27 protein-coding genes are annotated in these 26,970 nt (G+C 68.2%); 10 read left to right on the top strand and 17 right to left on the bottom strand.

Annotated elements, in window-relative coordinates; genetic code table 11:
- The 14 genes from lpxK to ACVCL9_RS03370 form a co-directional block, all read right to left on the bottom strand.
- Positions 1-975: a tetraacyldisaccharide 4'-kinase gene (gene lpxK / locus ACVCL9_RS03435; RefSeq protein ID WP_447099113.1), complete on the bottom strand. Its 975-nt coding sequence runs from the start codon at positions 973-975 to the stop codon at positions 1-3.
- Positions 976-985: 10 nt separating this feature from the next.
- Positions 986-2,770 carry a lipid A export permease/ATP-binding protein MsbA gene (msbA, locus tag ACVCL9_RS03430; protein ID WP_447099114.1) on the bottom strand — a complete coding sequence of 595 codons (1,785 nt, stop codon included), beginning with the start codon at positions 2,768-2,770 and terminating at the stop codon, positions 986-988.
- A complete protein-coding gene (locus ACVCL9_RS03425; protein ID WP_395117974.1) occupies positions 2,767-3,198 on the bottom strand; it encodes an ExbD/TolR family protein in 432 nt (143 codons plus the stop codon). The genes msbA and ACVCL9_RS03425 overlap by 4 nt, the downstream gene beginning before the upstream one ends.
- 10 nt (positions 3,199-3,208) lie before the next feature.
- Entirely contained in the window at positions 3,209-3,853 is a 645-nt protein-coding gene (locus ACVCL9_RS03420; RefSeq protein ID WP_447099465.1) for a MotA/TolQ/ExbB proton channel family protein, read from the bottom strand.
- Between the two features lie 114 nt (positions 3,854-3,967).
- Positions 3,968-6,268: a DNA internalization-related competence protein ComEC/Rec2 gene (locus tag ACVCL9_RS03415; RefSeq protein WP_447099115.1), complete on the bottom strand. Its 2,301-nt coding sequence runs from the start codon at positions 6,266-6,268 to the stop codon at positions 3,968-3,970.
- Positions 6,269-6,377: 109 nt separating this feature from the next.
- Positions 6,378-7,076 carry a lipoprotein-releasing ABC transporter ATP-binding protein LolD gene (gene lolD, locus ACVCL9_RS03410; protein WP_395117970.1) on the bottom strand — a complete coding sequence of 233 codons (699 nt, stop codon included), beginning with the start codon at positions 7,074-7,076 and terminating at the stop codon, positions 6,378-6,380.
- Positions 7,077-7,083: 7 nt separating this feature from the next.
- On the bottom strand, positions 7,084-8,325 hold the full coding sequence (locus ACVCL9_RS03405) for a lipoprotein-releasing ABC transporter permease subunit (RefSeq protein WP_395117968.1): 1,242 nt from the start codon (positions 8,323-8,325) through the stop codon (positions 7,084-7,086).
- A gap of 93 nt (positions 8,326-8,418) precedes the next feature.
- Positions 8,419-8,856: a protein YgfX gene (locus ACVCL9_RS03400; protein ID WP_447099116.1), complete on the bottom strand. Its 438-nt coding sequence runs from the start codon at positions 8,854-8,856 to the stop codon at positions 8,419-8,421.
- A complete protein-coding gene (locus ACVCL9_RS03395) occupies positions 8,828-9,010 on the bottom strand; it encodes an FAD assembly factor SdhE (protein WP_395121375.1) in 183 nt (60 codons plus the stop codon). The genes ACVCL9_RS03400 and ACVCL9_RS03395 overlap by 29 nt, the downstream gene beginning before the upstream one ends.
- 63 nt (positions 9,011-9,073) lie before the next feature.
- Positions 9,074-9,856, bottom strand: a complete 783-nt coding sequence (locus ACVCL9_RS03390; RefSeq protein WP_395117964.1) for a succinate dehydrogenase iron-sulfur subunit — start codon at positions 9,854-9,856, stop codon at positions 9,074-9,076.
- 53 nt (positions 9,857-9,909) lie between these two features.
- Positions 9,910-11,697 (bottom strand): succinate dehydrogenase flavoprotein subunit, encoded by a 1,788-nt coding sequence (gene sdhA, locus ACVCL9_RS03385; RefSeq protein WP_395117962.1) that lies wholly within the window; start codon positions 11,695-11,697, stop codon positions 9,910-9,912.
- Between the two features lie 25 nt (positions 11,698-11,722).
- On the bottom strand, positions 11,723-12,136 hold the full coding sequence (gene sdhD / locus ACVCL9_RS03380) for a succinate dehydrogenase, hydrophobic membrane anchor protein (protein ID WP_395117960.1): 414 nt from the start codon (positions 12,134-12,136) through the stop codon (positions 11,723-11,725).
- Positions 12,133-12,528, bottom strand: a complete 396-nt coding sequence (gene sdhC, locus ACVCL9_RS03375; RefSeq protein ID WP_395117958.1) for a succinate dehydrogenase, cytochrome b556 subunit — start codon at positions 12,526-12,528, stop codon at positions 12,133-12,135. Before sdhC ends, sdhD begins: the two co-directional genes overlap by 4 nt.
- Positions 12,529-12,607: 79 nt before the next feature.
- Positions 12,608-12,775 (bottom strand): DUF1674 domain-containing protein, encoded by a 168-nt coding sequence (locus tag ACVCL9_RS03370; RefSeq protein ID WP_395117956.1) that lies wholly within the window; start codon positions 12,773-12,775, stop codon positions 12,608-12,610.
- Between the two features lie 131 nt (positions 12,776-12,906).
- Here ACVCL9_RS03370 and ygfZ point away from each other — a divergent pair, with 131 nt between their 5' ends.
- A complete protein-coding gene (gene ygfZ / locus ACVCL9_RS03365) occupies positions 12,907-13,710 on the top strand; it encodes a CAF17-like 4Fe-4S cluster assembly/insertion protein YgfZ (protein WP_447099117.1) in 804 nt (267 codons plus the stop codon).
- A gap of 475 nt (positions 13,711-14,185) precedes the next feature.
- Positions 14,186-14,620 (top strand): cell wall hydrolase, encoded by a 435-nt coding sequence (locus ACVCL9_RS03360; protein WP_395117952.1) that lies wholly within the window; start codon positions 14,186-14,188, stop codon positions 14,618-14,620.
- An 84-nt stretch (positions 14,621-14,704) separates the two neighbouring features.
- On the opposite strand, the gene ACVCL9_RS03355 is transcribed toward ACVCL9_RS03360, so the two are convergent.
- Together ACVCL9_RS03355 and ACVCL9_RS03350 are read right to left on the bottom strand one after the other, a co-directional pair.
- Positions 14,705-15,193, bottom strand: coding sequence for an outer membrane lipoprotein (locus tag ACVCL9_RS03355; RefSeq protein ID WP_395117950.1), 489 nt, complete (start codon positions 15,191-15,193; stop codon positions 14,705-14,707).
- Positions 15,194-15,219: 26 nt separating this feature from the next.
- A complete protein-coding gene (locus ACVCL9_RS03350) occupies positions 15,220-15,798 on the bottom strand; it encodes a glycine zipper 2TM domain-containing protein (protein ID WP_395117948.1) in 579 nt (192 codons plus the stop codon).
- Between the two features lie 172 nt (positions 15,799-15,970).
- On the opposite strand from ACVCL9_RS03350, the gene ACVCL9_RS03345 reads away from it, so the two are divergent.
- The 7 genes from ACVCL9_RS03345 (at position 15,971) to phbB (ending at position 23,051) form a co-directional block, all read left to right on the top strand.
- Entirely contained in the window at positions 15,971-16,747 is a 777-nt protein-coding gene (locus ACVCL9_RS03345; protein ID WP_447099118.1) for a TatD family hydrolase, read from the top strand.
- A 69-nt stretch (positions 16,748-16,816) separates the two neighbouring features.
- Positions 16,817-17,341, top strand: coding sequence for a MarR family winged helix-turn-helix transcriptional regulator (locus tag ACVCL9_RS03340; protein WP_447099119.1), 525 nt, complete (start codon positions 16,817-16,819; stop codon positions 17,339-17,341).
- A gap of 11 nt (positions 17,342-17,352) precedes the next feature.
- Positions 17,353-18,825, top strand: a complete 1,473-nt coding sequence (locus ACVCL9_RS03335) for an efflux transporter outer membrane subunit (RefSeq protein ID WP_447099120.1) — start codon at positions 17,353-17,355, stop codon at positions 18,823-18,825.
- Positions 18,822-20,024 (top strand): HlyD family secretion protein, encoded by a 1,203-nt coding sequence (locus tag ACVCL9_RS03330; protein ID WP_447099121.1) that lies wholly within the window; start codon positions 18,822-18,824, stop codon positions 20,022-20,024. Before ACVCL9_RS03335 ends, ACVCL9_RS03330 begins: the two co-directional genes overlap by 4 nt.
- Positions 20,025-20,033: 9 nt before the next feature.
- Entirely contained in the window at positions 20,034-21,587 is a 1,554-nt protein-coding gene (locus ACVCL9_RS03325; RefSeq protein ID WP_447099122.1) for a DHA2 family efflux MFS transporter permease subunit, read from the top strand.
- An 89-nt stretch (positions 21,588-21,676) separates the two neighbouring features.
- Positions 21,677-22,177: a polyhydroxyalkanoate synthesis repressor PhaR gene (gene phaR / locus ACVCL9_RS03320; RefSeq protein WP_395117937.1), complete on the top strand. Its 501-nt coding sequence runs from the start codon at positions 21,677-21,679 to the stop codon at positions 22,175-22,177.
- Positions 22,178-22,289: 112 nt separating this feature from the next.
- A complete protein-coding gene (gene phbB / locus ACVCL9_RS03315) occupies positions 22,290-23,051 on the top strand; it encodes an acetoacetyl-CoA reductase (RefSeq protein ID WP_447099123.1) in 762 nt (253 codons plus the stop codon).
- A gap of 10 nt (positions 23,052-23,061) precedes the next feature.
- Here phbB and ACVCL9_RS03310 read toward each other — a convergent pair whose 3' ends face one another.
- Complete coding sequence (locus tag ACVCL9_RS03310) at positions 23,062-25,029, bottom strand: cytochrome c/FTR1 family iron permease (RefSeq protein WP_447099124.1); 1,968 nt, start codon at positions 25,027-25,029, stop codon at positions 23,062-23,064.
- A gap of 344 nt (positions 25,030-25,373) precedes the next feature.
- Here ACVCL9_RS03310 and ACVCL9_RS03305 point away from each other — a divergent pair, with 344 nt between their 5' ends.
- Positions 25,374-26,927 carry a M4 family metallopeptidase gene (locus ACVCL9_RS03305; protein ID WP_447099125.1) on the top strand — a complete coding sequence of 518 codons (1,554 nt, stop codon included), beginning with the start codon at positions 25,374-25,376 and terminating at the stop codon, positions 26,925-26,927.
- Positions 26,928-26,970: the final 43 nt, after the last annotated feature.

Raw genomic sequence — 26,970 nt, 5'->3', positions numbered from 1 at the left:
TCACCACCGCGCAAGGCGTTCGCGCAAGGCGGCATGGAAGGCCGGCGGCAATTCCGCCCGCACCGGCACGCGCCACCAGTGCGGCCGCGCGAACGACCGGCACTTGACCGCATCCTTGTCGGTCATCAACAGCGGCAGGTCGTCCGCGAAATCCAGCTCGTCCGCGCTGAACGCATGGTGGTCGGCAAAGGCGTGCCCGATCACCTCGATGCCGGCGGCGCGCAGGCTGTCGAAGAATCGCTGCGGGTTGCCGATGGCCGCCACCGCATGTGCCGGCCCGGTGGCGAAGCTGGCCAGCGGGCGACGCTCGCCGCCTTCCAGCGCCACCGCCTCGTCGCCGCGCAACTGCATCGGATATTCGCCGGCCTCGGCGGTGCCGCCGTTGCATACGCGCAGGTCCACGCTGCGCAGCCGGCCCAGCGGCTCGCGCAGCGGGCCGAGCGGCAGCAGCTTGCCGTTGCCGAAGCGACGGACGCCGTCGATCACGCAGATCTCCACGTCGCGCGCCAGCGCGTAATGCTGCAGGCCGTCATCGGCCACCACCACGTCGCAGCCGGCGTCGAGCAGCAGCCTTGCCGCCGCGGGACGATCGCGCCCGACCGCGACCGGCACGCCGCTGGCGCGGATCAGACAGGGTTCGTCGCCGACCTGTCGCGGGTCCGGCGAGCCGCCGAGCAGCAGCGGCTCGCGTTGCGTGCCGCCGTGACCGCGACTCACGACGCCGGGCCGGAAACCGTGCTCGCGCAGGCTGGCGGCCACCGCGATCGTCAGCGGCGTCTTGCCGGTGCCGCCGGCGGTGAGGTTGCCGATGACCACCACCGGCACCGGCAGGCGCTCGCGGCGCAGCCAGCCGATGCGGTACAACGCGCGACGAAGCCGGATCACGCCGCCGTAGAGTGCAGCCAGCGGCCACGTCCACCACGGCGCGCGACCGCCGCCGTACCAGGCCGATGCGAGCGTGTCGGGCAGCGCCATGACGGGCGTCTCAGCCGCCGGCCGTTACGGCCGCGGCGTCGTGGAACTGCATGCGGTGCAGCGCGGCGTACTGCCCTTTCAGCGCGAGCAGTTCGGCGTGGGTGCCGCGCTCGACGATGCGGCCCTGATCCATCACCGCGATCTGGTCGGCGCCTTCCACGGTGGACAGGCGATGGGCGATCACCAGCGTGGTGCGATCCTTCATCAGCCGTGTCAGCGCCTGCTGGATCAGCCGTTCGGACTCGGTATCCAGTGCGCTGGTGGCCTCGTCCAGCACCAGGATCGGCGCGTTCTTGAGGATCGCCCGGGCGATCGCGATGCGCTGGCGCTGGCCGCCGGAGAGCAGGTTGCCGCTCTGCCCGATCGGCGTGTGGATGCCGAGCGGCATGCGCGAGATGAACTCCATCGCATTGGCCGCCTCGGCCGCGGCGACGATTTCCGCCTCGCTGGCGCCGGCCAGTTCGCCGTAGGCGATGTTGTTGGCCACGGTGTCGTTGAACAGCACCACGCTCTGGCCGACCCAGGCAATCTGCCTGCGCAGCGAAGCCAGCGTGTAGCTGCGGCAATCCTCGCCATCGAGCACGATGCGCCCGGCGCCGGGCACGTTGAAGCGCGGCAGCAGGCTGACCAGGCTGCTCTTGCCGCTGCCCGAGCGTCCGACCAGGGCGGTGACCGTGCCGGGCGCGCAATCGAGATTGACTTCCTGCAGGGCGGGAACATGGCTGCGCGGATACGTCAGGCCGACGTCGACGAAATGCAGCTCGCCGCGGCTGCGCTCGAGCTCCAGCGTGCCGGCATCGCGCTCCGGCGGCAGGTCGATCACGTCGAAGATGTCCTCGGCCGCCGACAGTCCGCGCTGGATGTTCGCCTGCACGTTGGTGAGGCGCTTCAGTGACGGCAGCATGGTGCCCATCGCGGTGAGCACGGCGAAGAACACGCCGGGCGTCATGTTGACCAATACCTGCGGCCGCGTGCCGAGAAACACCAGTGCCGCCAGCGCGCTGGCCGCCACCAGTTGCACGGTGGAACTCGACGCCGCGTTGGTGGCGGCGATCTTCAGGTTGAGCCGCCGCGTATGCCGGGTGATCTGGTCGAAACGCTCGGCCTCATGCGCCTGGCCGCCGTACACGCGCACCTCGCGATGCGCGCCCACGGATTCCTCCACCGTGCCGGTGACCGAACCCATGCTGCCCTGGATGCGCCGGCTGATCTGCCGGTAGCGGCGCGCCACCACCGTGGCCACCAGCGCGATCGCCGGCACCATCACCAGCAGCGAAAGCGTCAGGTAGGGGCTGTAATAGAGCATCACGAACAGCATCGCGATCACGGTGAAGCCGTCGGTGATGGCGATCTTCGCCGCACTGCTGGACGCCGCGGCGACCTGTTCGCTGGTGTAGGTGATGCGCGAGATCTGCTGGCCCGACGGCTCGCTGCCGAAATACGGCGCCGGCAGCTTCAGGTACGCGGCGAACACCTCCAGCTGCAGCGCCTGCACCACGTGCCGGCCGATGTAGGAGATGCCGTAATCGCTGACGAAGGTGCCCAGCGAGCGCACCAGGAAGATCGCGATGATCCAGATCGGCATCCAGAAGATCAGGTACGGGTCTTTCTGCGCGAACAGGTTGTCGATCATCGGCTTGATCAGCCCGGTGAACAGCGCCAACCCGCCGCCGTCGGCCAGCATGCCGACGAAGGCCACCAGGCCGATCGCCCAGTAGCGTCGCGTGTAGCCGAGCAGGCGTTTGTAGGTCGGCCAGCTGCCCGCGTCTGCCGCGGTCGCCTGGTCCGCGTTCATTGCGCGGCGCCCGGTTTGCTCGGTGTCGTGGCGATCGACAGGCGGGTGAAGCCAAGCTGGCCCAGTGCATCCATCGCGGTCACCACGTTCTGGTTGGGCGTCATGGCATCGGCACGAATCGTCACCGCCTGGTCGCGGCTGTCGCCGGCATGGCGCGCGAGGCTCTGCTTGAGCGCCTCGATGCCCTCGCCCATCACCTCGTCGCTGCCGACGAAGAAGCGGCCATCGCGGTCGATCATGATGGTCAGCGCCGGCGCGTTCATGTCGCGCTCCTGCACGCTCGCCTGCGGCAGCGTCACCTTCAGCCGCGAATGCTGCACGAAGGTGCTGGTGAGCACGAAGAACATCAGCAGGGTCAGCAGCACGTCGATCAACGGAATCACGTTGATCTCGAAATCGTCTCCGCGGCGGTCGTTGCCGATGCGCATCGTCGGTGCCTCAGCCCGCGCTCGGCGCGACGGGTGCCGCCGCGCGACGGGTACGCGCGGGTGCCGGCGCGGCCAGGGTCAGGTCGTCCAGCAAGGCGGTGGCCTGCTTTTCCATCAGCACGCAGTAACCGGCCACGCGCGAGCGGAAGTAGCGGTGCAGCACGTAGGCGGGGATCGCCACGGTCAGGCCGGACGCGGTGCAGATCAGCGCCTCGCCGATGCCGCCGGCCATCCGCGCGGGATCGCCGATGCCGCCGCCCATCACCTCCATGAACATGCGGATCAGGCCGATCACGGTGCCGAACAGGCCCAGCAGCGGGCCGATCAGGGCGATCGTGCCCAGCGTGTTGAGATAGCGCTCCATCCGGTGCACCACGTGGCGACCGGTGTCCTCGATGCGCTCCTTGATGATCTCGCGCGGCTGCCGCCGCACCGCGAGCGCGGCTGCCAGCAGCTCGCCCAGCGGCGAGCCGTTGGCAAGGGCTTCCAGATGACCGGGATCGAGCTGGCCCGAGCGCGCCCACTGGCGTACCTCGTCGCCCAGCCCGGGCGGCAGCACCGAGCTGCGGCGCAGCGTCCAGCAACGCTCCAGCACGATCGCCAGGGCGACCGCCGAACAGATCAGGATGGGCACCATCGCCCAGCCGCCCGCCATCAGGATATCAAGCACCTTCAGTCCTCGCCGCACCACGCTCCGGGGAAGCGCGCATGATAGCAGCGTCGTTCGCGCGTACTGCGGCAGGCGTGGCAATCCCGGCGTCGCACCATGCTACTCGCGCCAGTAGCGGGGCTGCTGCCGGCGCCAGCCCGGCTGCCGTCGCGGCGTCCCGTCGGCGGGAAACTCCACCTCCACGGCCCCCTCCACGGCGGTGTTGAACAACGGCACGCCCGCCTCGGCATAGCGCGCCAGGACCTCCGCACGCGGGTGCCCGAAGCGATTGCGCCAACCGGCGGAAACCAGCGCCAGCGACGGCCTCAACGCCGCGATGAAGGCCGCACCGGAGGAAGTCTTGCTGCCATGATGCGGCACTACCAGCACCGGCGGCGGGCCCGTCCCCACCGCCGCGGCCACCGCCGGTTCCGCCTTCGAACTGATGTCGCCGGGCAGCAGCACCCGCCCGCCGCGTCCCTCCACCAGCAGCACGCAGGAGCTGTCGTTGTCGCGGTCGCCGCCGCCGGGCGCCGGGCTCAGCACGCGGAAGCGCACGCCATCCCACTGCCACGCCTGTCCGGCCGCGCATTGCTGCATGGGCACGCGCATGCGGGCGGGTTCGCCGGCCAGCCGGCGTGCCTGCGGAAACGCCTCTGCAACCGTCTGCGCGCCACCGGCGTGATCATTGTCGCCATGGCTGATCATCAACATATCCACGCGCGACAGGCCCAGCGCATGGATGGACGGCAACACCACGGCCTCGCCGAGGTCGAAACCGGAGGGATAGCGCGCACCGGTGTCATAGACCAGCAGGTGATCGTGCGTGCGCACCAGCACCGCCAGCCCCTGCCCCACGTCGAGCACCCACAACCGGAACGCTCCGTCGGCCGGCGTACTGCGCGGCGGCAACAGCAGCGGCAGGAACAGCACCGCCCCGAGCCAGCGCAGCGGCACCCCGCGCGGCATGAACATCCACAGCGCACCGACCACCGCCAGCAGCAGCGCGTGGAGCTGCACCGCCGGCAGATACCAGTGCGCCCCCGGCCAGGTGGCCATGCGCTCGAACAGCCACCATTGCGCGTGGACGATCCGCGCGGCCAGCCACAGCACCGGCGCGGCCAGCGGCGGGCACAGCAGCAACAGCAGCATCCCGAACAGCGCGCACGGCACGATCACGAAACTCACCACCGGCACCGCGACCAGGTTGGACAGCGCACCGACCAGCGACGCCTGGCCGAAGAACCACAGGGTCAGCGGCAGCAGCGCCACGGTCATCAGCAACTGGCCGGCGGAGAGTTCGTGCAGGAAGGCACGCCAACCGCGGCCTTGCGCCTGCAGGCAGAGAATCAGGAACGCCACGCCGACGAAGGACAACCAGAACCCCGGCGCCAGCACCGCCAACGGATCGGCCAGCAGGATCGCGATCATCGCCAGCGCCAGCGATTGCGCCCCGCTGCTGCCGCGCCGGCTGCAACGCGCCAGCGCCACCACCGCGATCATCAACAGCGTGCGCACGGTAGGCAGGCCGAAGCCGGCCAGCGCGCTGTAGACCACGGCGAACAGCAGCGCCGCGGCAGCCTGCGCCTGCGGCCGCGGCAGACGCAGCGCCGCTGGCGGCCACCACGCGTAGACCAGCCAGGCCAGCCACACGCCGAACACCGCCGCCACGCCGACGTGAAAGCCGGAGATCGCGATCAGGTGCGAGACGCCGTTCGCCCGTGCCACCGCCCAGTCCTGCTGGCCGAGGCCACGCGTGTCGCCGACCGCGAAGGCGCGCAACAGCGCGGCATCGTGCGGGTCATGCACGCGCGCGGCGATGCCGCGGGCGATCGCCGCGCGCGTGCCGTCCACGCACCAGCGCGGACCCGGGAGGCGGCGATTGCCTTCATCCTCGCGCACGTAGCCGGTGGCGACGATGCCGCGCTCCAGCGCCGAGCGCTCGCTGTCGGTGCTGCCGGGGTCGAGCAGCGCGCGCGGGCGCTTCAGGCGCAGCAGCAGGCGCCAACGCGTGCACGGCGCTAGCGGCGGCGCGCCCTCGTACCACGACACGGTGAGCAGGCCGCGCAAGGCCAGCGGCCGGCCGTCCAGTTGGGCGCTTTCGACCCGCAGGGTGAAGCGGCTGGCATCGGTACGCGCCAGCGGCAATCCGTCGAGACTGCCGACGACGAGCACGTCGCGGCCTTCCAGCGCGCGCGGCAGCCGGGCCTGCATCGCCTGCGTGCCGCACCACAGCGCCCAGGCGACACCCAGAGGCAGGGCGCACAGCCAGCGCGAGCGCGGACAACGCCACGCCCAGGCCAACGCCAGCACGATGAGCGGCAGGCAGATCCACACCGACGGCAGGCGCGGCCACGCCTGCACCAGCAACACGCCTGCCAGCAAGGCCAGCGCCACCGTGATCGCCCCGTGTCGCGCCATGCCGCATCGCCCGTTCCGTCCTGGAGACCGTCGAGCCTAGCGTGCAAGCGGCGACGCTGATGCTGAAAGTGCTGTAGGCGTGCGCCGGGGTGCGCTCCTGCCGTTGACGTCAGGCGCCCGGACCTTCCCGCAGCACGCCGTTGTGCAGCACCAGGGTGCGATCCATCTTCGCGGCCAGGTGCGGGTCATGCGTGACCAGGATGAAGCTGGTGCCGATTTCGCGGTTGAGTTCCAGCATCAGCTCGTAGACCTGCGCCGCGTTCGCCTCGTCGAGGTTGCCGGTGGGCTCGTCGCCGAGCACGCAGGCCGGCCGCGTCACCAGCGCACGCGCCACCGCACAGCGCTGGCGCTCGCCACCGGAGAGTTCCGATGGCTTGTGGTGGGTGCGCGCGCCCAGGCCGACCCGCTCCAGCAAGCCGACCGCCTGCCGCTGCGCCTCGGCGATCGCGGTGCCGCGGATCAGCAACGGCATGCACACGTTCTCCAGCGCGGTGAACTCGGGCAGCAGGTGGTGGAACTGGTAGATGAAGCCGAGCGACCGGTTGCGCACGCGGCCGCGCTCGGCGTCGGAGAGCTTCGACAGTACGCGGCCATCCACCTCCACTTCGCCGGCGGTCAGCGTGTCCAATCCGCCGATGATGTGCAGCAGGGTGCTCTTGCCGGAGCCGGAGGCGCCGACGATCGCCATCGTCTCGCCGCGTTTCAGGGTGAAACTGACGTCGCTCAGCACGTCGGTGCGCAGGCCGCCTTCGGCGTAGGTCTTGGCCACATGGCTGGCGCGCAGCACGTTTTCGCGGGTGGGAGACATGGATTTCTCACTCATAACGCAAGGCCTGCGCCGGCTGCGTGCGCGAGGCGCGCCAGGCGGGATAGAGGGTGGCGAGCAGCGCGAACACGAAGGTCAGCAGCGCGGTCCAGCCCACGTCCTGCCAGTCCAGCCGGCTCGGCACCTCGCTGATGTAATAGACGTCCGGCGACAGGAAGGTGACGTGGAAGGTGTGCTCGATCCACTTGACGATGCCCGGCAGTTTCCACGACAGCAGCGCGCCGAAGCCCACGCCGAAGCCGATGCCGACGAAGCCCACCAGCAACCCCTGCACCATGAAGGTGCCCATGATGCTGCGGGGCGTGGCGCCGAGCGTGCGCAGGATCGCGATGTCCGCCTGCTTGTCGGTGACCAGCATCATCAGCATCGAGATCAGGTTGATCACCGCCACCAGCACGATCAGCGACAGGATGATGAACATCACCAGCTTTTCCATCGACAGCGCATGGAACAGGTTGGCGTTCTCGTCCATCCAGGTGCGCACGCCGTAGTACTGCCCCAACTGACTGGCCAGTTCGCGCGCCACCGGGCGCGCGCTGAACAGATCGTCCAGGCGCAGCCGGATGCCGGTCGGACCAGTGAGATCATTGAGTTTCTCGGCATCGCGCATGTTGACCAGGGCCAGGCCGGAATCGAACTGCTCCATGCCGAGCTGGAACGTGCCGGTGACGTGGAAGCTGCGCATGCGCGGGATGCCGCCCATCGGCGTGGCGCGCAACTCCTGCACCGCCATGGTCACGCGGTCGCCCACCCCCACCCCGAGCTGCATCGCCAGATCGCGGCCCAGCACGATGTTCCAGTCGCCGGAACGCAGGTCGTCGAGCGAGCCTTCGATCATGTGCTGGCCGATGTCGACAACCTTCGGCTCCTGCGCCGGGTCGATGCCGCGCACCCGCACGCCGGCCGAGCGCTGGCCGATCAGCATGGCCTCGGATTCGACGAACGGCGCCGCGCCCAGTACGTGCGGATTGGCCTGGGCGACCTGCAGCGCGCGCGGCACGTCCTTGATCGGGCCGTCGACGCTGGTGATCGTCGCCTGCGACACCGCGCCCAGGATGCGCGAGCGCATCTGGTAGTCGAAGCCGTTCATCACCGACATCACCGTGATCAACGCGATCACGCTGATCGCAATGCACACGATCGACACGGTGGAGATGAAGGAGATGAACTGGTTGCGACGTTTGGCGCGCGTGTAGCGCAGGCCGATGAAGAGTTCGAGCGGTCGGAACATGGGCGATTCGCTTGTGGTGATGGCACGGGGCGGGCCGCCCGGACCGGCATTATCGGTCATTCGACAAGACCGCGCCGATTCGACGAAGTTGCCTCACCAGCGCGGCAGCGCCTCACCCGGCTGCATCGTCGCCAGGCGCATGCGCAGGCGACGGCGGATGTCGGCGTCGCTGTTGTCCGGCGCCAGCAGCAGCACGCAGATGCCGTGCTGCGCCGATTGCATGCGCAGCCACACCAGATCGCCCAGCACGCGGAACGAAGCCAGGCTGGCGGGATGATCCTCGCCGTCCACGGTATGCAGGGTCCAGCCCGACTCTGCGCTCCAGCCGGCGGCAGCCACGACAGTCATCGCCAATCGGCGACACGCCTGCCAGGCCGCCAGTGCCAGCGCAACCACCGTCACCGCGCGCAGCCAGGGCGGCAAGGCGCTGACCAGCACGCCGATCGCGGCGAGCGTCGCCACCAGCAGCAGGTAGCGCGGCAGCAGCCGCGACGGGGAATAATCAAAGCCGATGGCGGGCGCGGATGTCATCGATGATGATCTGCCAGTCGGCTCGGTCGGGACGGGCGTGGCCCATCATCCAGTCCCACAGCTCCGGGTCCTGCGTGTCGAGCAATTCGTCGAACGCCTGCCGCTGTGCCTCGTCGGCCTGCTCGAAACGCTCGTCGAGCCAGCCGCCCAGCATGGCATCCAGTTCGCGCGTGCCGCGGCGGGCACGCCAGCGCAGGCGGCCCTTATCCACGACGCATCATGCGCTGCGCCGCTCCACCATCAGCTTCTTGATCTCGGCGATCGCCTTGGCCGGGTTCAGCCCCTTGGGGCAGGTGCGGGTGCAGTTCATGATCGTGTGGCAGCGGTACAGCTTGAACGGGTCTTCCAGGTCGTCCAGGCGCTCGCCGGTGGTTTCATCGCGCGAGTCGACGATCCAGCGGTAGGCCTGCAGCAGGATTGCCGGACCGAGGTACTTGTCGCCATTCCACCAGTAGCTGGGGCAGCTGGTGGAGCAACAGGCGCACAGGATGCACTCGTACAGGCCATCGAGCTTCTTGCGATCTTCCGGCGACTGCAGGCGCTCCTTGCCCGGCGCCGGGCTTTGCGTGCGAATCCACGGCTTGATCGAGGCGTACTGCGCGTAGAAATGGGTGAGGTCCGGGATGATGTCCTTGACCACGGGCATGTGCGGCAGCGGGTAGATCTTCACGTCGCCGCTGGCGACGCTGTCGATCGCGCAGATGCACGCCAGCGTGTTGGTGCCGTCGATGTTCATCGCGCACGAGCCGCAGATGCCCTCGCGACAGGAACGGCGCAACGATAGCGTCGGGTCGATCTCGTTCTTGATCTTCAGCAGGGCGTCGAGAACCATCGGACCGCATGCGGCCAGGTCGATCTCGTAGGTATCGATGCGCGGATTCTTGTCGTCGTCCGGTGACCAGCGATAGATGCGGAAGGTGCGCGGCTTCTTCGCATCCTTGGCCGGGTAATGCTTGCCGGGCTGGATCTTGGAGTTCCGTGGCAGCGTGAATTCACCCATGGCATTGCCCTTCCATATTCTCGAAAACGGGACGTGACATCGAACGCAACGACTCAGTAGACGCGCTTGGCCAACGGGACCGAAGCCACCTCGTCGGTCAAGGTGTCCAGGTGCACCGGACGATAGTCGAAGCGGGTGGCGCCTTCGCGGTCGACCCACACCAGCGTGTGCTTGAGCCAGTGCTCGTCATCGCGCTCCGGGAAATCCTCGCGGGCGTGTGCGCCACGGCTCTCCGGCCGCTGCGCGGCCGAGTGCATGGTCGCCACCGCCTGCTCGAGCAGATTGGCGAGTTCCAGCGTCTCGATCAGATCGGTGTTCCAGACCAGCGAACGATCGCTGACCTTGACGTCCTCGAACGTCTTGAACACCTCGGAGATCTTCTGGCTGCCTTCGTCCAGCGTCTCGCCCGTGCGGAACACCGCACCGTAGCGCTGCATCGTGCGCTGCATGTTCAGCCTGATCGCCGCCGTGGGCGTGCTGCCGTTGGCGTTGCGCAGGCGGTCGAAGCGCTCCAGCGCCTTGTCCAGCGCGGTGGCGGGCAGATCCTTGTGCGGCGTGCCGGGCTGGATGATCTCGGCGCAACGATGCGCCACGGCACGACCGAACACGACCAAGTCGAGCAGCGAGTTGGAGCCCAGCCGGTTGCCGCCGTGCACCGACACGCACGCCGCTTCGCCGATCGCGAACAGCCCGGGCACCACGGCATCCACGTCGTCGCCGCGCTTCTGCACGACTTCGCCGTGGTAGTTGGTGGGGATGCCGCCCATGTTGTAGTGGACGGTCGGCAACACCGGGATCGGCTGCTTACTGACATCGACGCCGGCGAAGATGCGCGCCGACTCGGCGATGCCGGGCAGCCGCTCGTGGATCACCTCGGGGCCGAGATGCATCAGGTTGAGGAAGATGTGGTCCTTGTGCTCGCCGACGCCGCGGCCTTCGTTGATCTCGACCGTCATCGCGCGACTGACCACGTCGCGCGAGGCGAGATCCTTCGCATGCGGCGCGTAGCGCTCCATGAAGCGCTCGCCCTCGGAGTTGGTGAGGTAGCCGCCCTCGCCGCGCACGCCCTCGGTGATCAGGCAGCCGGCACCGTAGATGCCGGTGGGATGGAATTGCACGAACTCCATGTCCTGCAGCGCCAGGCCCGCGCGCAGCACCATGCCGCCGCCGTCTCCGGTACAGGTGTGGGCCGAGGTGGCGCTCAGGTAAGCCCGACCGTAACCGCCGGTGGCCAGCACCACCGCGTGGCCACGGAAGAAATGCATGGTGCCTTCGTTCATGTCCAGCGCCAGCACGCCGCGGCACACGCCCTCGGCGTCGAACACCAGGTCGATCGCGAAGTACTCCACGAAGAAGGTCGCATCGTGCGCAAGCGCCTGCTGGTACAGGGTGTGCAGGATCGCGTGACCGGTGCGGTCGGCGGCCGCGCAGGTGCGCTGCGCCGTGCCCTTGCCGTAGTGCGTGGTCATGCCGCCGAACGGACGCTGGTAGATCCGGCCGTCCTCGGTGCGCGAGAACGGCACGCCGTAATGCTCGAGCTCGATCACCGCTTCGGGCGCGTGCTTGCACATGTACTCGATCGCGTCCTGGTCGCCGAGCCAGTCGCCGCCCTTCACGGTGTCGTAGAAGTGGAAGCGCCAGTTGTCCTCGCTCATGTTGCCGAGCGCGGCGGCGATGCCGCCCTGCGCCGCCACGGTGTGCGAACGCGTCGGGAAGACCTTGGTGATGCACGCCGCCTTCAGACCCTTCTCGGCGAGACCGAAGGTGGCGCGCAAGCCGGCGCCGCCGGCGCCGACCACGATCACGTCATAAAGATGCTGCTGAACCTTGTAGCTTTCCATGGAATCCCGGCCTCGCGTTTTCGTCTCAGGGGGTCAGCGCCACGCGCAACACGGCCAGCACGCCAGCCAGTGCGCCCAGCACCGCGAGGAACTTGATCGCCACGAGCAGCACGACCTCCTTCCAGCGGGTGTGCACGTAATCCTCGACCACCACCTGCAAGCCCAGCACGGCATGCCAGAACATGGTCAGCACGAACACGATCAGCAGCAGCGCATTCCACGGCTTGGCCACCGTCGCGCGCGCCGCCGCATAATCCGCGTGCAGCAGGCCGAGCACGGTGATCACGAACCAGATGCCCAGCACCACCAGCGCGGCCGCAGTCAACCGCTGCACCCACCAGTGCTCCACGCCGGATTTCGCCGAACCCAGTCCGCGGGCGAGTTTCATCGGATTGCGCAGCTGGCTGCGCACGTCGTCGGTTCCCACACGCAGGTTCATGCCGCACCTCCGGCCATCATTACCCAGGCCCAGGTCGCAGCGGTCAGCACGATGCTGCCGGCAACCGACAGCCAGCTCGAACGCACGAACTGGGGAATCTCGTAACCGAGTCCGGCATCCTGGATCAGGTGCCGGATGCCGTTGCAGAGGTGATAGAACAGCGCCCAGCTCCAGCCGAACAGCAGCACCATCCCGACCGGGCTGCCGATGATGCCCTTGAAGCGGTTGAAGCTATCTTCGCCGGCGGCAAGCTGCAGCAGGCCGCAGACCACCAGCAAGCCGCCGACCGCGAGGGCGATGCCGGTGGCGCGATGCGTGATGGAGGTCATCATCTGCACCTGCTTGCGGTAGATCTGCAGATGCGGGGAAAGCGGTCGTTGCTTCTCTGCCATGGCGGCTATCCTCTGTGGAATCGCTGATATCCCTGCTGCATTCGCCCCTTGATGCCGCGCCCCGTGCCGGGCGCCCCGCTCAGAAGTCGATGCAGCGCCCGTTCTTTTCCCAGTCGCCGTAGCGCGTGGGGTCCGGAGCTGGACGCTCCAAGGCTGCCTTGTCGGGCGGCGGATCGGCCGGCTTGGCGGTCGTCTCCGGCTTGACGGGGGCAGGCGTGGTTTCGATGGGGACTGAGGTATTGGACATGGTGTTTGTCAGCCGCTGAAGATTAATACTTGCCCCCGGACAGCACAACCATCGGCCCGCGGGCGCCGCACCGCATGGCGGCCATGCCGCTCACTTGCGCAACGGCGCGACTGCCCCAAACTTCCCAGACCATGCACGCATCCCCGATCGCCGAAACACTGTTGCTCGAAGGTCCCGATGCAGGCGCATTCGCGCACGCGCAATTCAGCAGCAAGGTGGATGGCCTTGCCGTGGGCCGCTGGCAATTCAGCGCCTGGCTGGATGCGAAAGGTCGCGTGCGTGCGCTGTTCCACCTGGCGCGGCTGGAAGAACAACGCTACCTGTTGCTGTTGCGCGGCGGCGAAGCCGCGGCGATGGTGGAGGCGCTGCAGCGATTCGTGTTCCGCTCCCGGGTCCGGCTGACCGCGCTGCCGGCGCGCGGTTTGAGTACCGGCCCCGCGCAACCGTTGCATGTGATGACGATGGAAGGCGACGCCGTTTCGCTGGGGTGCGGCTCGCATGCGCTGCTCGTTTCCGCGACCGCTTCCACGGACGACGCATGGCGCGCGCTGCAGTTGCGCGACGGTTGGCCGTGGCTGCCGGCGCCGATGCTCGGAACGTCGTTGCCCGCGGCGCTGTCGCTGCAGCGGCTCGACGCGGTGGCTGTCGACAAGGGCTGTTATCCCGGCCAGGAAATCGTGGCGCGACTGCATTTTCGCGGTGGCCACAAGCGCCACCTGCACCGCGGCACGACGTCGCAGCCGGTGCAGGCCGGCGACGCGTTGCGCATCGACGATCGCGAGGTCGGTTGCGTGCTGGATGTCGTCGACGGCGACGGCGCGTCCGACGTGCTGCTGGTGCTGGACGACGACATTGCCGCACAACTTCGCGCAGGCGCTACGCCGTCATTCCAGCGTGCACTTGCATTGACGCTGCAGACGTCATGGTCCGCATGAACATGACGTGCGGACACGCGGGGATTTTTTCGCGATGGCACTTGTCAACGACACGTGAGTGCAAGTTAAATCCGCCCATCGCGGCACTTGCCAGCGGCGCTTCCCGCCACTAGGCTCCGCCGATCGAATATCGCGGCACCCGGTACACGGGGTGTCGATTGACGCGACGAACCGGATGAATCCGTATCGGCGCGACCCGGCAGCAGCAATGCCGGATGAGAACAGGCCTTGCCATCCTTCGAGGCAAAGCCGCCGGAAGCAACGCGACGCCCGCATGACGGCACCGTTCCCGGCACAACCCTTCCGGCCGGCTTCGCAGAGCCGCTCGAATCGCCACAATCCCGTGGCACAGCGCCCTGGCCACAAGTTTCGGCCCGGGCGACAGATCCAGGTGGAACGGCCTGCCCGCCCGTCCACCGCAACGGCGCAAGAAGCCGAGACCGGCTTCGCGCGTACAGCACGTTGGAGGCAGAACATGAAACTTTCCCTGCTGTTGTGGCTGACGACACTGATGCCCCAGCCGGTAGCTGACCAGGCCTGCCTGGCCACGACCGTCTATCTCGAAGCACGCAGCCAGCCTACCGACGGCCAGCTGGCGGTGGCCGAGGTGGCGCTGCGCCGGCGCGATCGCGGGCATTACGGCGATACCGTGTGCAAGGTGGTCACGGCACCGCACCAGTTCGCCACCACCACCACGTCCGGATCATTCGAGATCAGCAACCTCCCTGCCTTCGTGAAGGCGTGGGACGTCGCCGGAAACTCGATCCACAACTGGCAGCTGCCCCTGGCGCAGCGTCGCATGCTGGTGCCGCACGCCGATCACTTCGCGACCACCACGATCTCCCCCTCGTGGTCGCACAACCGCCCCAGCGTGACGATCGGCGACCACGCCTTCTACGCAGTGAACTGAGCGGCAGGTATCGCAGACACAGAAAAGGCCACCTTCCGGTGGCCTTTTCTTTTGGACGTCCAGACGTCCGTATGTCAAGGACGATCAGCGCGGGTAGACGTGATCGCCGCGCACCTCGACGTAGTCGCCCTGGCGCAGGCCGGGGTTCTCGCGCTGGGTCACGGTGGCGTAGCGTCCGTCGTCCAGACGGACAACGATGCGCCAGGCCACCTTGTCGCCACCGCTGCGCTTGCCGACCTGGTTGCCGACCACGCCGCCGGCCACCGCGCCGGCCACGGTCGCGGCCTTGCGGCCATCGCCCTTGCCGACCTGGTTGCCGAGCACGCCGCCGGCCACCGCGCCGATGATCGCACCCAGCGTGCCACCGTTGCCGCTGTTCTCCAGATACACCTGCTGAACCTCCTGCACCACGCCGCAGGTGTTGCAGCGAACCGGCTGGTTGCCGTAAGCCGACGACTGGCCTCCGTAGTAGCCGTTGTTGCTGTTGCCGTAAGGCTGGGTCGCGCAACCGGCGAGGGCGAGGCCCGTCGTCATCGATGCGGCCAGTGCAAGTTTTGCAATGCGTGCAGTCATCAGGTGCTCCTGTGGGATGAATGAGCTCAATGAGCGTCGGATACCACGGTCACGCCTTCCTTCACCTCAACGCGATCACCGGGGTCGTGATCCATGCGGACCGTACGGGTGACGCCGTCGTAGACGTAGCGGACGTCGTAGCCGACGATCTTGCTGCTGGTGTTGTTGACCGTGTCGCAGCGGCGTTCGACGCTGGTGGTGACCTGCCCCTTCTGGTGCGCCGCCTCGATCCGGTTGCCGGCGTAGCCGCCGCCGACCGCGCCGGCCACGGTGGCCAGTGTCTTGCCCTTGCCGCCGCCGACCTGGTTGCCGACCAGGCCGCCGACCACTGCGCCGATCGCCGTGCCAGCGATGCGATGCTGGTCCTTCGGCGGTGCGGTGTGCGTGACGGTCTCGTCATGGCAGACCTGCTTGGGGTTGTTCACCGTCGTGCGCACCGGGTCGACGGAGACGACCTTGCCGTACTTCACTCCGGCATCGGCGCTCGCGGCCATGCCGTCCGCACCGGTCGAGCCGGCGTCCGCACTGCGGTTGCAGGCAGACACTCCCGTCACCAGCGCCGCGGCGATCGCCGCCTTGAGTACATTGACCATCAACGTGTTCATCACTTCCTACTCCTCTGTTTGAGCGCAGCCTACCGCCCGGGATGTGCAGCGGACGTAACAACCTGCGCAGTCAATTGAACCGATGCCAGACTGAATCGCAGCTAGCTCGAAGTTATGACATGGTTTTCACGCACTTGCCGTGCAGTCGCGCCCACATTCACGGATCTTCCCCATGCAACTGCTCATCGACAGCCACGTGCATCTCGACCTGGAGGCGTTCGAGGCCGACCGCGCCGCGGTCATCGCGCGGGCCGAAGCGGCCGGCGTTGGCCAACTGGTGGTCCCGGCCACCGACGCCGAAAGCTGGCCGCGCATCCATGCCCTGTGCGACGACCGACCCGGCATCCATCCCGCCTATGGCCTGCATCCGCTGTTCATGGACCGCCATCGGCCCGAGCACCTGGAGCGCCTCGGCGACTGGCTGGGCGATCACCCCGCGGTCGCCGTGGGCGAGATCGGCCTGGACTACCACGGCGCGGGGCCCGATCGCGACCTGCAGCAACGCTTCTTCGAAATCCAGCTGCGGCTGGCGCGCGAACTGGATCTGCCGGTCATCGTGCACGCACGCCAGGCACTGGAAGAGGTGAGCCTGAGCCTGCGCCGCTGCCCCGGCGCGCGCGGCGTGGTGCACAGCTTCTCCGGCAGCGAACAACAGGCAGCAAAGCTGTGGGACATCGGCTTCCACCTGGGCATCGGTGGCCCGGTGACCTACGAACGCGCGCAGCGCCTGCGGCGCATCGTTGCCGCCATGCCGATCCAGTTCCTGCTGCTGGAAAGCGACGCGCCGGACCAGCCCGACGCCGGCCACCGCGGCCAACGCAACGAACCGGCGCGACTGGTCGAGATCCTGCGCTGCGTGGCCGAGCTGCGCGGCGAGAGCGAGCAGCACGTGGCGCAAGCCACCTCCGCCAATGCCCGCCGCCTGTTCGGCCTCGACCGGAACCCGTGACAATTGTCACTTGCCCCGGGCCATCGGCGCCTGCTAATTTACTTCACTGGTGAATTATAAATCAGTGAAATGGCGACTCTCGCAAACTGCATCGCGATGATGGACGAAGGCATCGACCGGGTCGGCCAGCTCGTCCCGCAGATGCCCGTGGCGGAAGCGCGGATGTGCCGGCTCATGCTGATGCTCGGCGCCACCATCGACCGCGAGCTGGAGGCGAAGCTCAAGCCGAACAAGCTCAACCACAGCGAGTTCCTGACCCTGATGATCCTGTACAGCCGGCCGGACGGCAGTTCCACGCCGGGCGAGCTGTGCGAGTTCACCACCCAGGGCGCCACCAACATGACGCGCATCGCCAATGCGCTGGTCAAGCGCGCCCTGATCACCCGCGGCAGCAGCAAGGAGGATCGCCGCCGCGTACTGATCCGCATCACCCCTGCCGGCCGGCGCTTCGTGCAGAAGATGCTGCCGCCGATGTTCCCGCAGGTGGGCGCCATGTTCGGCGGCTTCAGCGCCGGCGACATGCGTCAGTTCGACCGGCTGCTGCGCAAGCTCGCCGCCAATCTCGACCAGTTGGGCGAACAGCGCCTGCCATGAAGGATTCCCGCATGAAGCACGCCTTGCCGGGCGGACGCGCGATGCTCGCCGCCCTGATTGCCCTGACCCTGGCCGCCTGCGCTGCACCGGCCAGGCTGCTGGCACCGGACCTGCGCGGCGACGTGCCGCTGGCCGGGCTGCAGGCGCCCGAGCGCGCCGGCTGGCCCGCGGCGCAGTGGTGGCGGCAATACCACGATCCGCAGCTGGACAACCTGATGGATAGCGCCACCCGCCAGTCGCCGGACCTCGCGATGGCGCAGAGCCGGGTGGCCCAGGCGGAGCAGTCGGCGAGGCTGGCAGCGGCGCAGCTCGGGCTGTCGGTGAACGGCAGCGCGCAGGTGGCGCGGCAACGGCTGAGCGACCACGGGCTGATCCCGAGCCAGTTCCTCGGCTTCAGCTGGTACAACCAGGCCGACCTCGGTGCGCAGCTCAAATACGACTTCGACTGGTGGGGCAAGCAGCGCGCCACGCTGGAAGCAGCGCTCGACCAGGCGCACGCGGCCGAAGCGCAGCGCAGCGCTGCGGCGCTGGCACTGCAATACGCCGTGGCCGATACCTACTTCGGCTGGCAGGCCGACCAGGCGCGCCTGCAGTTGGCCGATCAAGCGCTCGCCACGCAGCAGCAGTTCAGCCGCATCGCCGATCTGCGCGTCAAGCAGGGCGTGGACTTGCCGGACGAAGCGCAGAAGGCGCGCGCGCAACTGGCCGCCGTGCAGGAAATGCGCGTGGCGCTGGAAGGCTCGGCGAAGATCCGCCGCGTGTCGCTCGCCTCGCTGCTCGGCGTGGCACCGGAACAGCTGCCCGAGCTGCAGCCGCGACCGCTGCCGCGCGTCGACGAAGGCATTCCCGCCAACGCCGCGCTGGACCTGATCTCGCGCCGCCCGGACATCGCCGCCAGCCGCTGGCAGGTCGAAGCCGCGCTGCGCCAGACCGACGCCGCCCGCGCCGAGTTCTTCCCGGATTTCAGCATCAGCGCGATGGCCGGGTTGTCGAGCATCGACCTGGGCAAGCTGTTCACCGCCGGCAGCCGCACGTTCTCGCTGGCCCCGGCGCTGCACTTGCCGATCTTCAATGGCGGCGCGCTGAAGGCGAACTACGGTGTGAGCAAGGCCCAGCTCGACGCGGCAATCGCGCAGTACGACAGCACGGTGCTGGGTGCCGCCCGTGAAGTCGCCACGCAGGCGCTCGGCGCACAACAGATCGCCGCGCGGCGCGTGGTCCAGCGCACCCGCGTGGATGCGCAGCGGCAACTGCTGGCCAACGCGCAGGCGCGCGCCGCCCAGGGCGTGCGCGACGCCCGCGAGAGCCTGGTGGCCAAGGCGCAATGGCTGCAGCAGCGCGACGCGGCCGTGCAGTTGCAGGCGCAAGCCGTGGCGACCGACCTCGCGCTGGTCAAGGCGCTGGGTGGCGGCTATCGCGACGCCTCCGCCGCCGACCGCAACGCCGATGCCACCTCTTCCGTTACCGCTGGAGCCCGCCCATGAGCACCACTGAAACCGACCGGTCGTCTGTCGACGCCAACGACAGCGGCATGGCCGCGAAGGACGCGGCCAAGCGTCGGCGCGCGCTGCTGATCGTGGCCGCCGCGTTCATCCTCGCCGGGCTCGCCTGGTTCGCGCTGTGGTTCTTCGTGTTCTCCACCCGGGTCAAGACCGACAACGCCTACGTCGGCGGCAACCAGGTGGCCATTTCGGCCCAGGTGCCCGGCACGGTGGTGGCGATCCTCGCCGACGACACCCAGCGCGTCGAAGCCGGCAAGGTGCTGGTACGGCTGGACCCCACCGACGCCAAGGTGCGCCTGGAACAGGCACGCAGCGCACTGGCCCAGGCCGTGCGCGGCGTGCGCCAGCAAACCAGTTCGGCCAGCAGTGCCGACGCCCAGGTCGACGCAGCCAGGCTCGCGCTGCAGAAGGCCGACGCCGACCTCAAACGCCACCTGCCGCTGCTGGCGGCGCACGCCGAATCGCCGGAAATCGTGCAGCACCTGCGCGACGGCGTGGCGCAGGCGCGCGCCGCGCTGGCCGGCGCGCAGGCCCAGGCAGCCGCGGCGCATGCGGCAATCGAAGGCACCGACGTGGCGCGCAACCCGGGCGTCATGCAGGCCCGCGCGAATTTCAGCGCCGCGTGGATCGCCGCCCAGCGCAACGCGATCTACGCACCGGTCTCCGGCTACGTGGCGCAGCGCAGCGTGCAGTTGGGCAACAGCGTGCAGCCCGGGCAGCAATTGATGACGGTGGTGCCACTGCACGATCTGTGGGTGGAGGCCAACTTCAAGGAAAGCCAGTTGCGCCACATCCGCATCGGCCAGCCGGCGACGGTCGTCTCCGATCTCTACGGCGACGATGCGGTGTTCCACGGCAAGGTGATCGGCCTGGGCGCCGGCACCGGCAGCGTGTTCTCGCTGCTGCCGGCGCAGAACGCCACCGGCAACTGGATCAAGGTGGTGCAGCGCGTGCCGGTGCGCATCTCGCTGGACAACGCCGAGCTGGACAAGCATCCGCTGCGGGTGGGCCTGTCCAGCGAGGTCACCATCGACATCACCGACGACAAGGGCAGCGTGCTGGCCGCCACCCCGGCGCAGCAGCCGGTGGCGCAGACCGACGTCTATACCCAGATGGCCGCCAAGGCCGACGCCGAGGCCGAGCAGGTCATCCGCGCCAACCTGCCGCGCGACGCCCGCTGAGTCGAGCCGATGGCCGCCACGCCCGACGACACCACGTCCCTGAAGCCGCTGCAAGGCGGCGCCCTGGTCCTGCTGACCATCGCGGTCGCCTTCAGCACCTTCATGGAAGTGCTGGACATGACCATCGTCAACGTCTCGGTGCCGCACATCGCCGGCAGCCTCGGCGTGAGTCCCAGCGAGGGCACCTGGACGATCAGCTCCTACGCGCTGGCCAGCGCGATCATGCAGCCGCTGACCGGCTGGCTGGCGCGACGCTTCGGCGAGGTGCGCACCTTCATCAGCTCGGTGACGCTGTTCGTGCTGTTCTCGATGCTCTGCGGCATGGCTACCAGCATGCCGATGCTGGTGATCTGCCGCCTGCTGCAGGGCGCGGGCTCCGGCCCGATGGTGGCGCTGTCGCTGGCCCTGCTGCTGTCGAGCTACCCGAAGGCGAAACAGGGCATGGCGCTGGCGCTGTGGGCAATGACGGTAGTGGTGGCGCCGATCTTCGGCCCGATCCTCGGCGGCTGGCTGACCGACAATTTCTCGTGGCCGTGGATCTTCTACATCAACGTGCCGGTGGGTGCGCTGGCCGCGTTGATTACCTGGGCGCTGCTGCACAAACGCGAGACGAAAACCTTCAAGATGCCGATCGACGTGATCGGGCTGGTGCTGCTGGTGGTCGGCGTGGGCGCGCTGCAGTTCATGCTGGACAACGGCAACGACCACGACTGGTTCGCCTCGCCGATGATCCTGACCCTGGGCATCATCGCGCTGGTCTGCCTCACCTTCCTGATCGTGTGGGAGCTGCACGCCAGACATCCGGTGGTCGAACTGGCGCTGTTCAAGCGGCGCAACTTCACCGTGGCCGTGGTGGCGCTGTCGCTGGGCATGATGGCGTTCTTCGGCATCAATGTGGTGTTTCCGCTGTGGCTGCAGATCGACCTCGGCTACACCGCCACCTGGGCCGGCCTGGCCAGCGCGCCGGTGGGCGTGCTGGCGTTCCTGATGGCACCGGTGATCGGCGCCAACATCCAGCGGCTGGAGCTGCGCGCGGTGGTGACGTTCGCCTTCATCGTGTTCGCGGTGACCTCGTTCTGGTTCGCCAGCTTCGACAGCTCCGCCTCGTTCGGCACCCTGGTGCTGCCGCGCTTCGTGATGGGCATCGGCATCGCCTGCTTCTTCATCCCGCTCAACCAGATGTACCTGTCCGGCCTGAACCCGGACCAGGTCGCCAGCGCCTCGGGCCTGGCCAACTTCTGCCGCACGCTGGCGTCGAGCGTCTCGACCGCGGCCACGGTGACGCTGTGGCAGCATCGCGGCGAATACCACCACGCCGTGCTGACCGAACACATCACGCCGGCGGCGCCCGCCGCGACCAGTTTCCTGCAGCGCCTGGAGCACGGCGGCTTTTCCATGCGGCAGGGGCTGGATGTGGTCGACCAGTTGATCACCCGCGAGGCGCTGACCTTGTCGGTCAATGACGTCTACCTCGTTTGCGCCGTGCTGTTCCTCGCCATGATCCCGCTGCTGTGGCTGGCGCGCCCGCCGTTCGGCAATGCCGGCGGTGCCCCGGGGCACTGAAACAGGCGGATTTGCTGCGCCCGGATGCCGCAGCATGAAACGGCGGCGCCGACTGGTGCGCCGCAATATCTTCTGCTAGCTTGTGGCGCATGGCACAAAACAAACGCATCATCAAGAAGTACCCGAACCGGCGTCTCTACGACACCGAGATCTCCAGCTACATCACGCTGGAGGAAGTCCGCCAGCTGGTGCTGGACAACGAGGATTTCGAGGTCCGCGACGCCAAGAGCGGCGAGGATCTGACCCGTTCGGTGCTGCTGCAGATCATCTCCGAGCACGAGGACAAGGGGCAGCCGATGCTGTCGCCGCAGTTGCTCAGCCAGATCATCCGCTTCTACGGCGACTCGCTGCAGGGCTTCATGGGCCCCTATCTGGAGCGCAGCCTGCAGGTGTTCCTCGACCAGCAGACCCAGTTCCGCAGCCAGCTCAACAACCTCATGGGGCAAACCCCCTGGAACACGCTGAACGACCTGACCGAGCGCAACATGGCGGCGTTCCAGGCAATGCAGCGCGGGCTGATGGACACCGCCGCCAAGGTGATGCCGACCCCGCCGCCGGCCGGCACGCGCAGCGGCAAGAAGCCCGGCTGAATCCCGCGCGCCGCGACGGCCCCGCTCCGTCGCCGGCGCCCCAACCTTTCCCGGACGCTGCAGCACAACATGTGCTGCCACGCAGCGTGAGCCGGCCAGCGAAGCGATCCCGATGAATCAGACCGACACTCCACGACGCGTTGCCATCGTCACCGGCGGCATCGGCGGATTGGGCACCGAAATCTGCCGCCACCTTGCCCGCGCCGGGCGCCAGGTGGTGGCGCTCGATCTGGCTGCGCGCACCGAACGGGTCGCCGCCTTCCACCACGAACTCTCCGAATTCGGTGGCGCGGTCGACTTCGCACCGCTCGACGTCAGCGATTTCGAAAGTTGCCGGCAGGCGCTCGCGCAGGTCGAAAACCGCCACGGCAGCGTCGACATCGTGGTCAACGCCGCCGGCATCACCCGCGACGCCAGCCTGCGCAAGATGAGCCCGCAGCAATGGCACGAGCTGATGCAGGTGAATCTGGACGGCGTGTTCAACATCTGCCGCCACGTGGTCGACGGCATGAGCGCGCGCGGCTTCGGTCGCATCGTCAACATCAGCTCGGTCAACGGACAGACCGGCCAGTTCGGCCAGACCAACTACTCGGCAGCCAAGGCCGGCGTGCATGGCTTCAGCATGGCGCTGGCGCGCGAGACCGCGCGCAAGGGCATCACCGTCAACACCGTCTCGCCCGGCTACTGCGACACGCCGATGGTGGCGGCCGTGCCCGACGACATCCGCGCCCAGATCATCGCCGGCATTCCGGTCGGCCGGCTCGGCTCGCCGGCGGACATCGCCCGCGCCGTGGCTTTCCTCGCCGCCGACGACGCCGGCTACATCACCGGCGCCAACCTGCCGGTGAACGGCGGTTACTTCATGAGCTTCTGAGCGTCCCGGCTCACCCCGCGTTGCGGGCGGCAGCAAGTGCCTGCCGCCGCGCCAGCCACACCCCACCGGCAGTCAGCGCCAGCGCCAACGCCTGGGCCAGCAGGCCCTGCAGCGTCGGGTGAATGCCCAGCAACGGGATCGAGACGAACGACACGGCGTCGGCGCCGACCACGCCAGCCTCCTGCAGCGCGGCAATGCCGTTGCCGGCAAACACCACCGCCAGCAGCGCCAGCAAGGCCGAGGTCGCGGTGAAGAACGGCCCGATCGGCAGGCGCACGCTGTACTTCAGGATCGCCCAGGCCACCAGCGCCAGCAGCAGCGCCGCCGTGAGCATGCCGGCGATCACGTAGTGCTGCCCCTCGCTGCCCACCTGCACCCACAGGGTCTGGTAGAACAGCACGATCTCGAACAGCTCGCGGTACACGGCCAGGAACGCCACGCCGGCCATCGCCCACAAGGTGCCCTTGCCCAGCGCGGCATTCACCCGCGTGCGGATGAACGCGCTCCATGCCTGCGCGTACGATTTGCTGTGCAGCCAGTAGCCGACGTACAGCAGCATCGCCGCGGCGATCAGCGCGGTGACGCCCTCGGTGACCTCGCGATTGGCGCCGGAGATCGCCAGCAGATAGCTCGATACCACCCACGTCGCCGTGCCCAGCAGCACCGCCGCCATCCAGCCGAAGTGGATGTACGGCATCGCATCGCGGCGCCCGGTCTTGTGCACGAACGCGATGATCGCCGCCAGCACCAGGATGGCCTCCAGACCCTCGCGCAGCAGGATCAGCAGCGCGCTGAGGAAGGCCGTCAGCGGCGACAGCTCGCCCGCCGCAAGCTCCTGTTCGGCACGGTCGAGCAGGCCGTCGATGCGCTTGACCTGCGCGGCGACCTCAGCCACCGGCGGCCCCTGGGCGATGGTCGTGCGCAAGGCCATCATCCGGGTCTCCACCTCGCGTCGCAGCGGGGCGTCGACGTTGTCCAGGCTGGCCTCGACCAGTTCGAAACCTTCCAGGTAGGCACCGATGGCCAGTTGCCGCGCCATGTCGCGATCGCCGCGGCGATAGGCGTCGAGGCTGGCGTCGAGCTTGTCGCGGGTGGTTGCCATCGGCGTGGGTGCCGCGGCCTGGATCGACGCCGGATGGGCGGCCAGGTAAGCCTGCACTGCCACCAGTTGCGCGCCTTCGCGCTGCGCCACGTCATTCGGCGCCCGCGTCACCAGGTCGCCGAAGTCCTTGAACTGCGCCTTGCCGATGCCTTGCTGCCAAGCCGTGGCCCCGGCCTGCAACTGCGCGGGCGTGGCGCGCAGGCCGGCGACGTAGAACGCGAGTGACCAGCGCTCGGCCTCGGACAGTTCCGGGAACGGCCGCATCGGCGTGCCGGCCACGCCCAGCGTGATGGTGTTGTACAGCCCGTAGATGCTGCGCGCATCCATCCTTGCCGCATCGTGGAAATTGCTGGGCACCGGATCGAGCCCGGCTGCCAGCACGCCGTCGCCATGGCCGCTGACGCCGTGGCAGGCGGCGCAATCGGCGGCATACAGGCGCGCACCCGCGGCAAGGTCCGGCGCCTGCCGCGGCGCCACGCTCAGCTGCCAGACGCGGATGATGTCCCAACGCAACGCATTGGCCGCCGCGGCCACCGCCTTGCCATCGGTCTTCGTCGCGATCGCCGCGCGCAGGGCCTGCGCCTTGCCCACCAGTTCCGCCTGCCCCGTCTGTGCCGGCAACTGCTGCAGCAACGCCAGCGACTGCGTGGCGAATTCGAGCTGCTCGGCGTACTCGCTCTGGTCGAGCACCTTGCCGTCGCGCACGAACTGGGGGTAGTCCACGCTGATGTAATCGAGCATGTGCACGATCGTCTGCGCCTTGTCCGCGGCAGGCGCGGGTGCGGCTGCCGTCGCCGTGGCCGCGACGACGAGCATGCCCAGGCCCAGCAACCAGGCAAGGCAGAACGAAGGTGGACGACGACAATGCGTATGCATGGCGAAGCGGATTCCAGGCAGCGCCCGGCCAGGGGCGACGGAAAAACGGAAGGCGCCATTGTCGCGAATGAGCGCATCAACTGCAAATGAGAATGATTCACGCAGATGCCGTATCCCTTGCACCTCGGCGGCCGCGCTGACCCGGCCGAAACTTCCTGCGTCGCGACGCCGCGTCCGTGCGGCCCTGGAACCCGGTCATTGACCGGAAATGGCAAGAAGTCGTAGTTTCCTGCGATCCGGTCGCCGTCTGTCCTGGGGGGGACTCCTCGCGCACCGGACTGCAAGACGCACCGGCAGGGAAACCTGCCGGGCGTCTTTTCGAATCACGAGGAGGGGAACCACTGATGATGCAAAAACCACTTGCCGCGGCGCTGCTGGGCGCCATCGGCCTGGCCGTCATGTCCGATGCCGGCGCAGCAACGCACGCACGCGTGCAGGCGCCATCCATGGGCAAGCTCGCGCCCGCCGCCCTGGCCAACCGCATCGGCCTGGATGCCGACGCCGCGCTGTCGCCGCGCCTGCAGGCACGCACCACCCACGGCACCGTGAAAACCCGCGAACAGCAGACGTTCCGCGGCATACCGGTATACGGTCGCCGGGTCGTGGTGGAACGTGACGGCAGCGGCAACGTGCTCGGCGTCAGCGGCGAGATTTCCCGCGGCATCGGCCACGACATCGCCTCGGTCGCCCCCGCCATCAACGGCAATCGCGCCATCGGCCTGCTGCGCGCGCACGCCGGCCTGTTGCCGCTCGGCATCGGCGTCAACGGCATTCGCGACAGCGACATCCAGGACGCGAAGATCGATCTGTACGTCTACGCCGAGGGCAACCGCGCCCGTCTCGCCTATCTCACCTCGTTCTTCGTCGATCGCAGCGGTCAGCCGACGCGCCCGATGGCGATCATCGACGCCAACACCGGGGAAGTGATCGAGTCCTGGGACGGCCTCACCACCAAGGGCAAGCCGGGCGGCGGCGGTGGCGGCAGCACCGGCACGCCGGCACTGGCCACCGGCGCCGGCGGCAACCAGAAGACCGGCCAGTATTTCTACGGCACCGACTATGCGGCGCTTGCCGTCACCCAGTCCGGCTCCACCTGCTACATGCAGAACCCGGACGTGAAGACCAACAACATGGCGAAAAGCACGCGCACGGGCACGCTGTGGAGCTTCATCTGCCCGAACAGCAGCGGCGATGCCGTGAACGGGGCCTATTCGCCGATCAACGACGCACACCATTTCGGCAGCGTCGTGCACGACATGTACAACAACTGGCTCGGCGCGCCGCCGCTGAGCTTCTCGCTGGTGATGAACGTGCACTACGGCCGCAACTACGAGAACGCGTTCTGGAACGGCTCGTCGATGAACTTCGGCGACGGCGCCAGCTACTTCTATCCGCTGACCTCGCTGGACGTCACCAGCCACGAAATCAGCCACGGCTTCACCGAGCAGAACTCCGGCCTGCAGTATTCCGGCCAGTCCGGCGGCATGAACGAGGCGTTCTCGGACATGGCAGGCGAAGCGGCCGAGTACTTCGACCGCGGCCACAACGACTGGCTGGTGGGCGCGGAGATCATCAAGAACGGCACCGCGCTGCGCTGGATGTGCACGCCGAAGCTGGACGGCGCCTCGATCGACAACGCGGCGAACTACACCAGCTCGCTGGACGTGCACTATTCCAGCGGTGTCTACAACAAGGCGTTCTGCACGCTGGCCAAGTCGTCCAACTGGAACACCAGGAAGGCCTTCGAAGTCTTCGCGCACGCCAACGCGATGTACTGGTCGGCCACCTCCACGTTCAACGCCGGTGCCTGCGGCGTGGAGAACGCGGCGGACGACTACGGCTACTCGCGCAGCGACGTGGTGGCGGCATTCAATGCCGTCGGCGTGACCTGCCAGTAGGCAACCGGCAAGCCTGCCGTTGAACGAGGGCCGGTCCGCAAGG

The organism is Rhodanobacter sp. UC4438_H5 (assembly GCF_052978405.1).
This window is presented reverse-complemented; position numbering and strand designations above follow the sequence as displayed.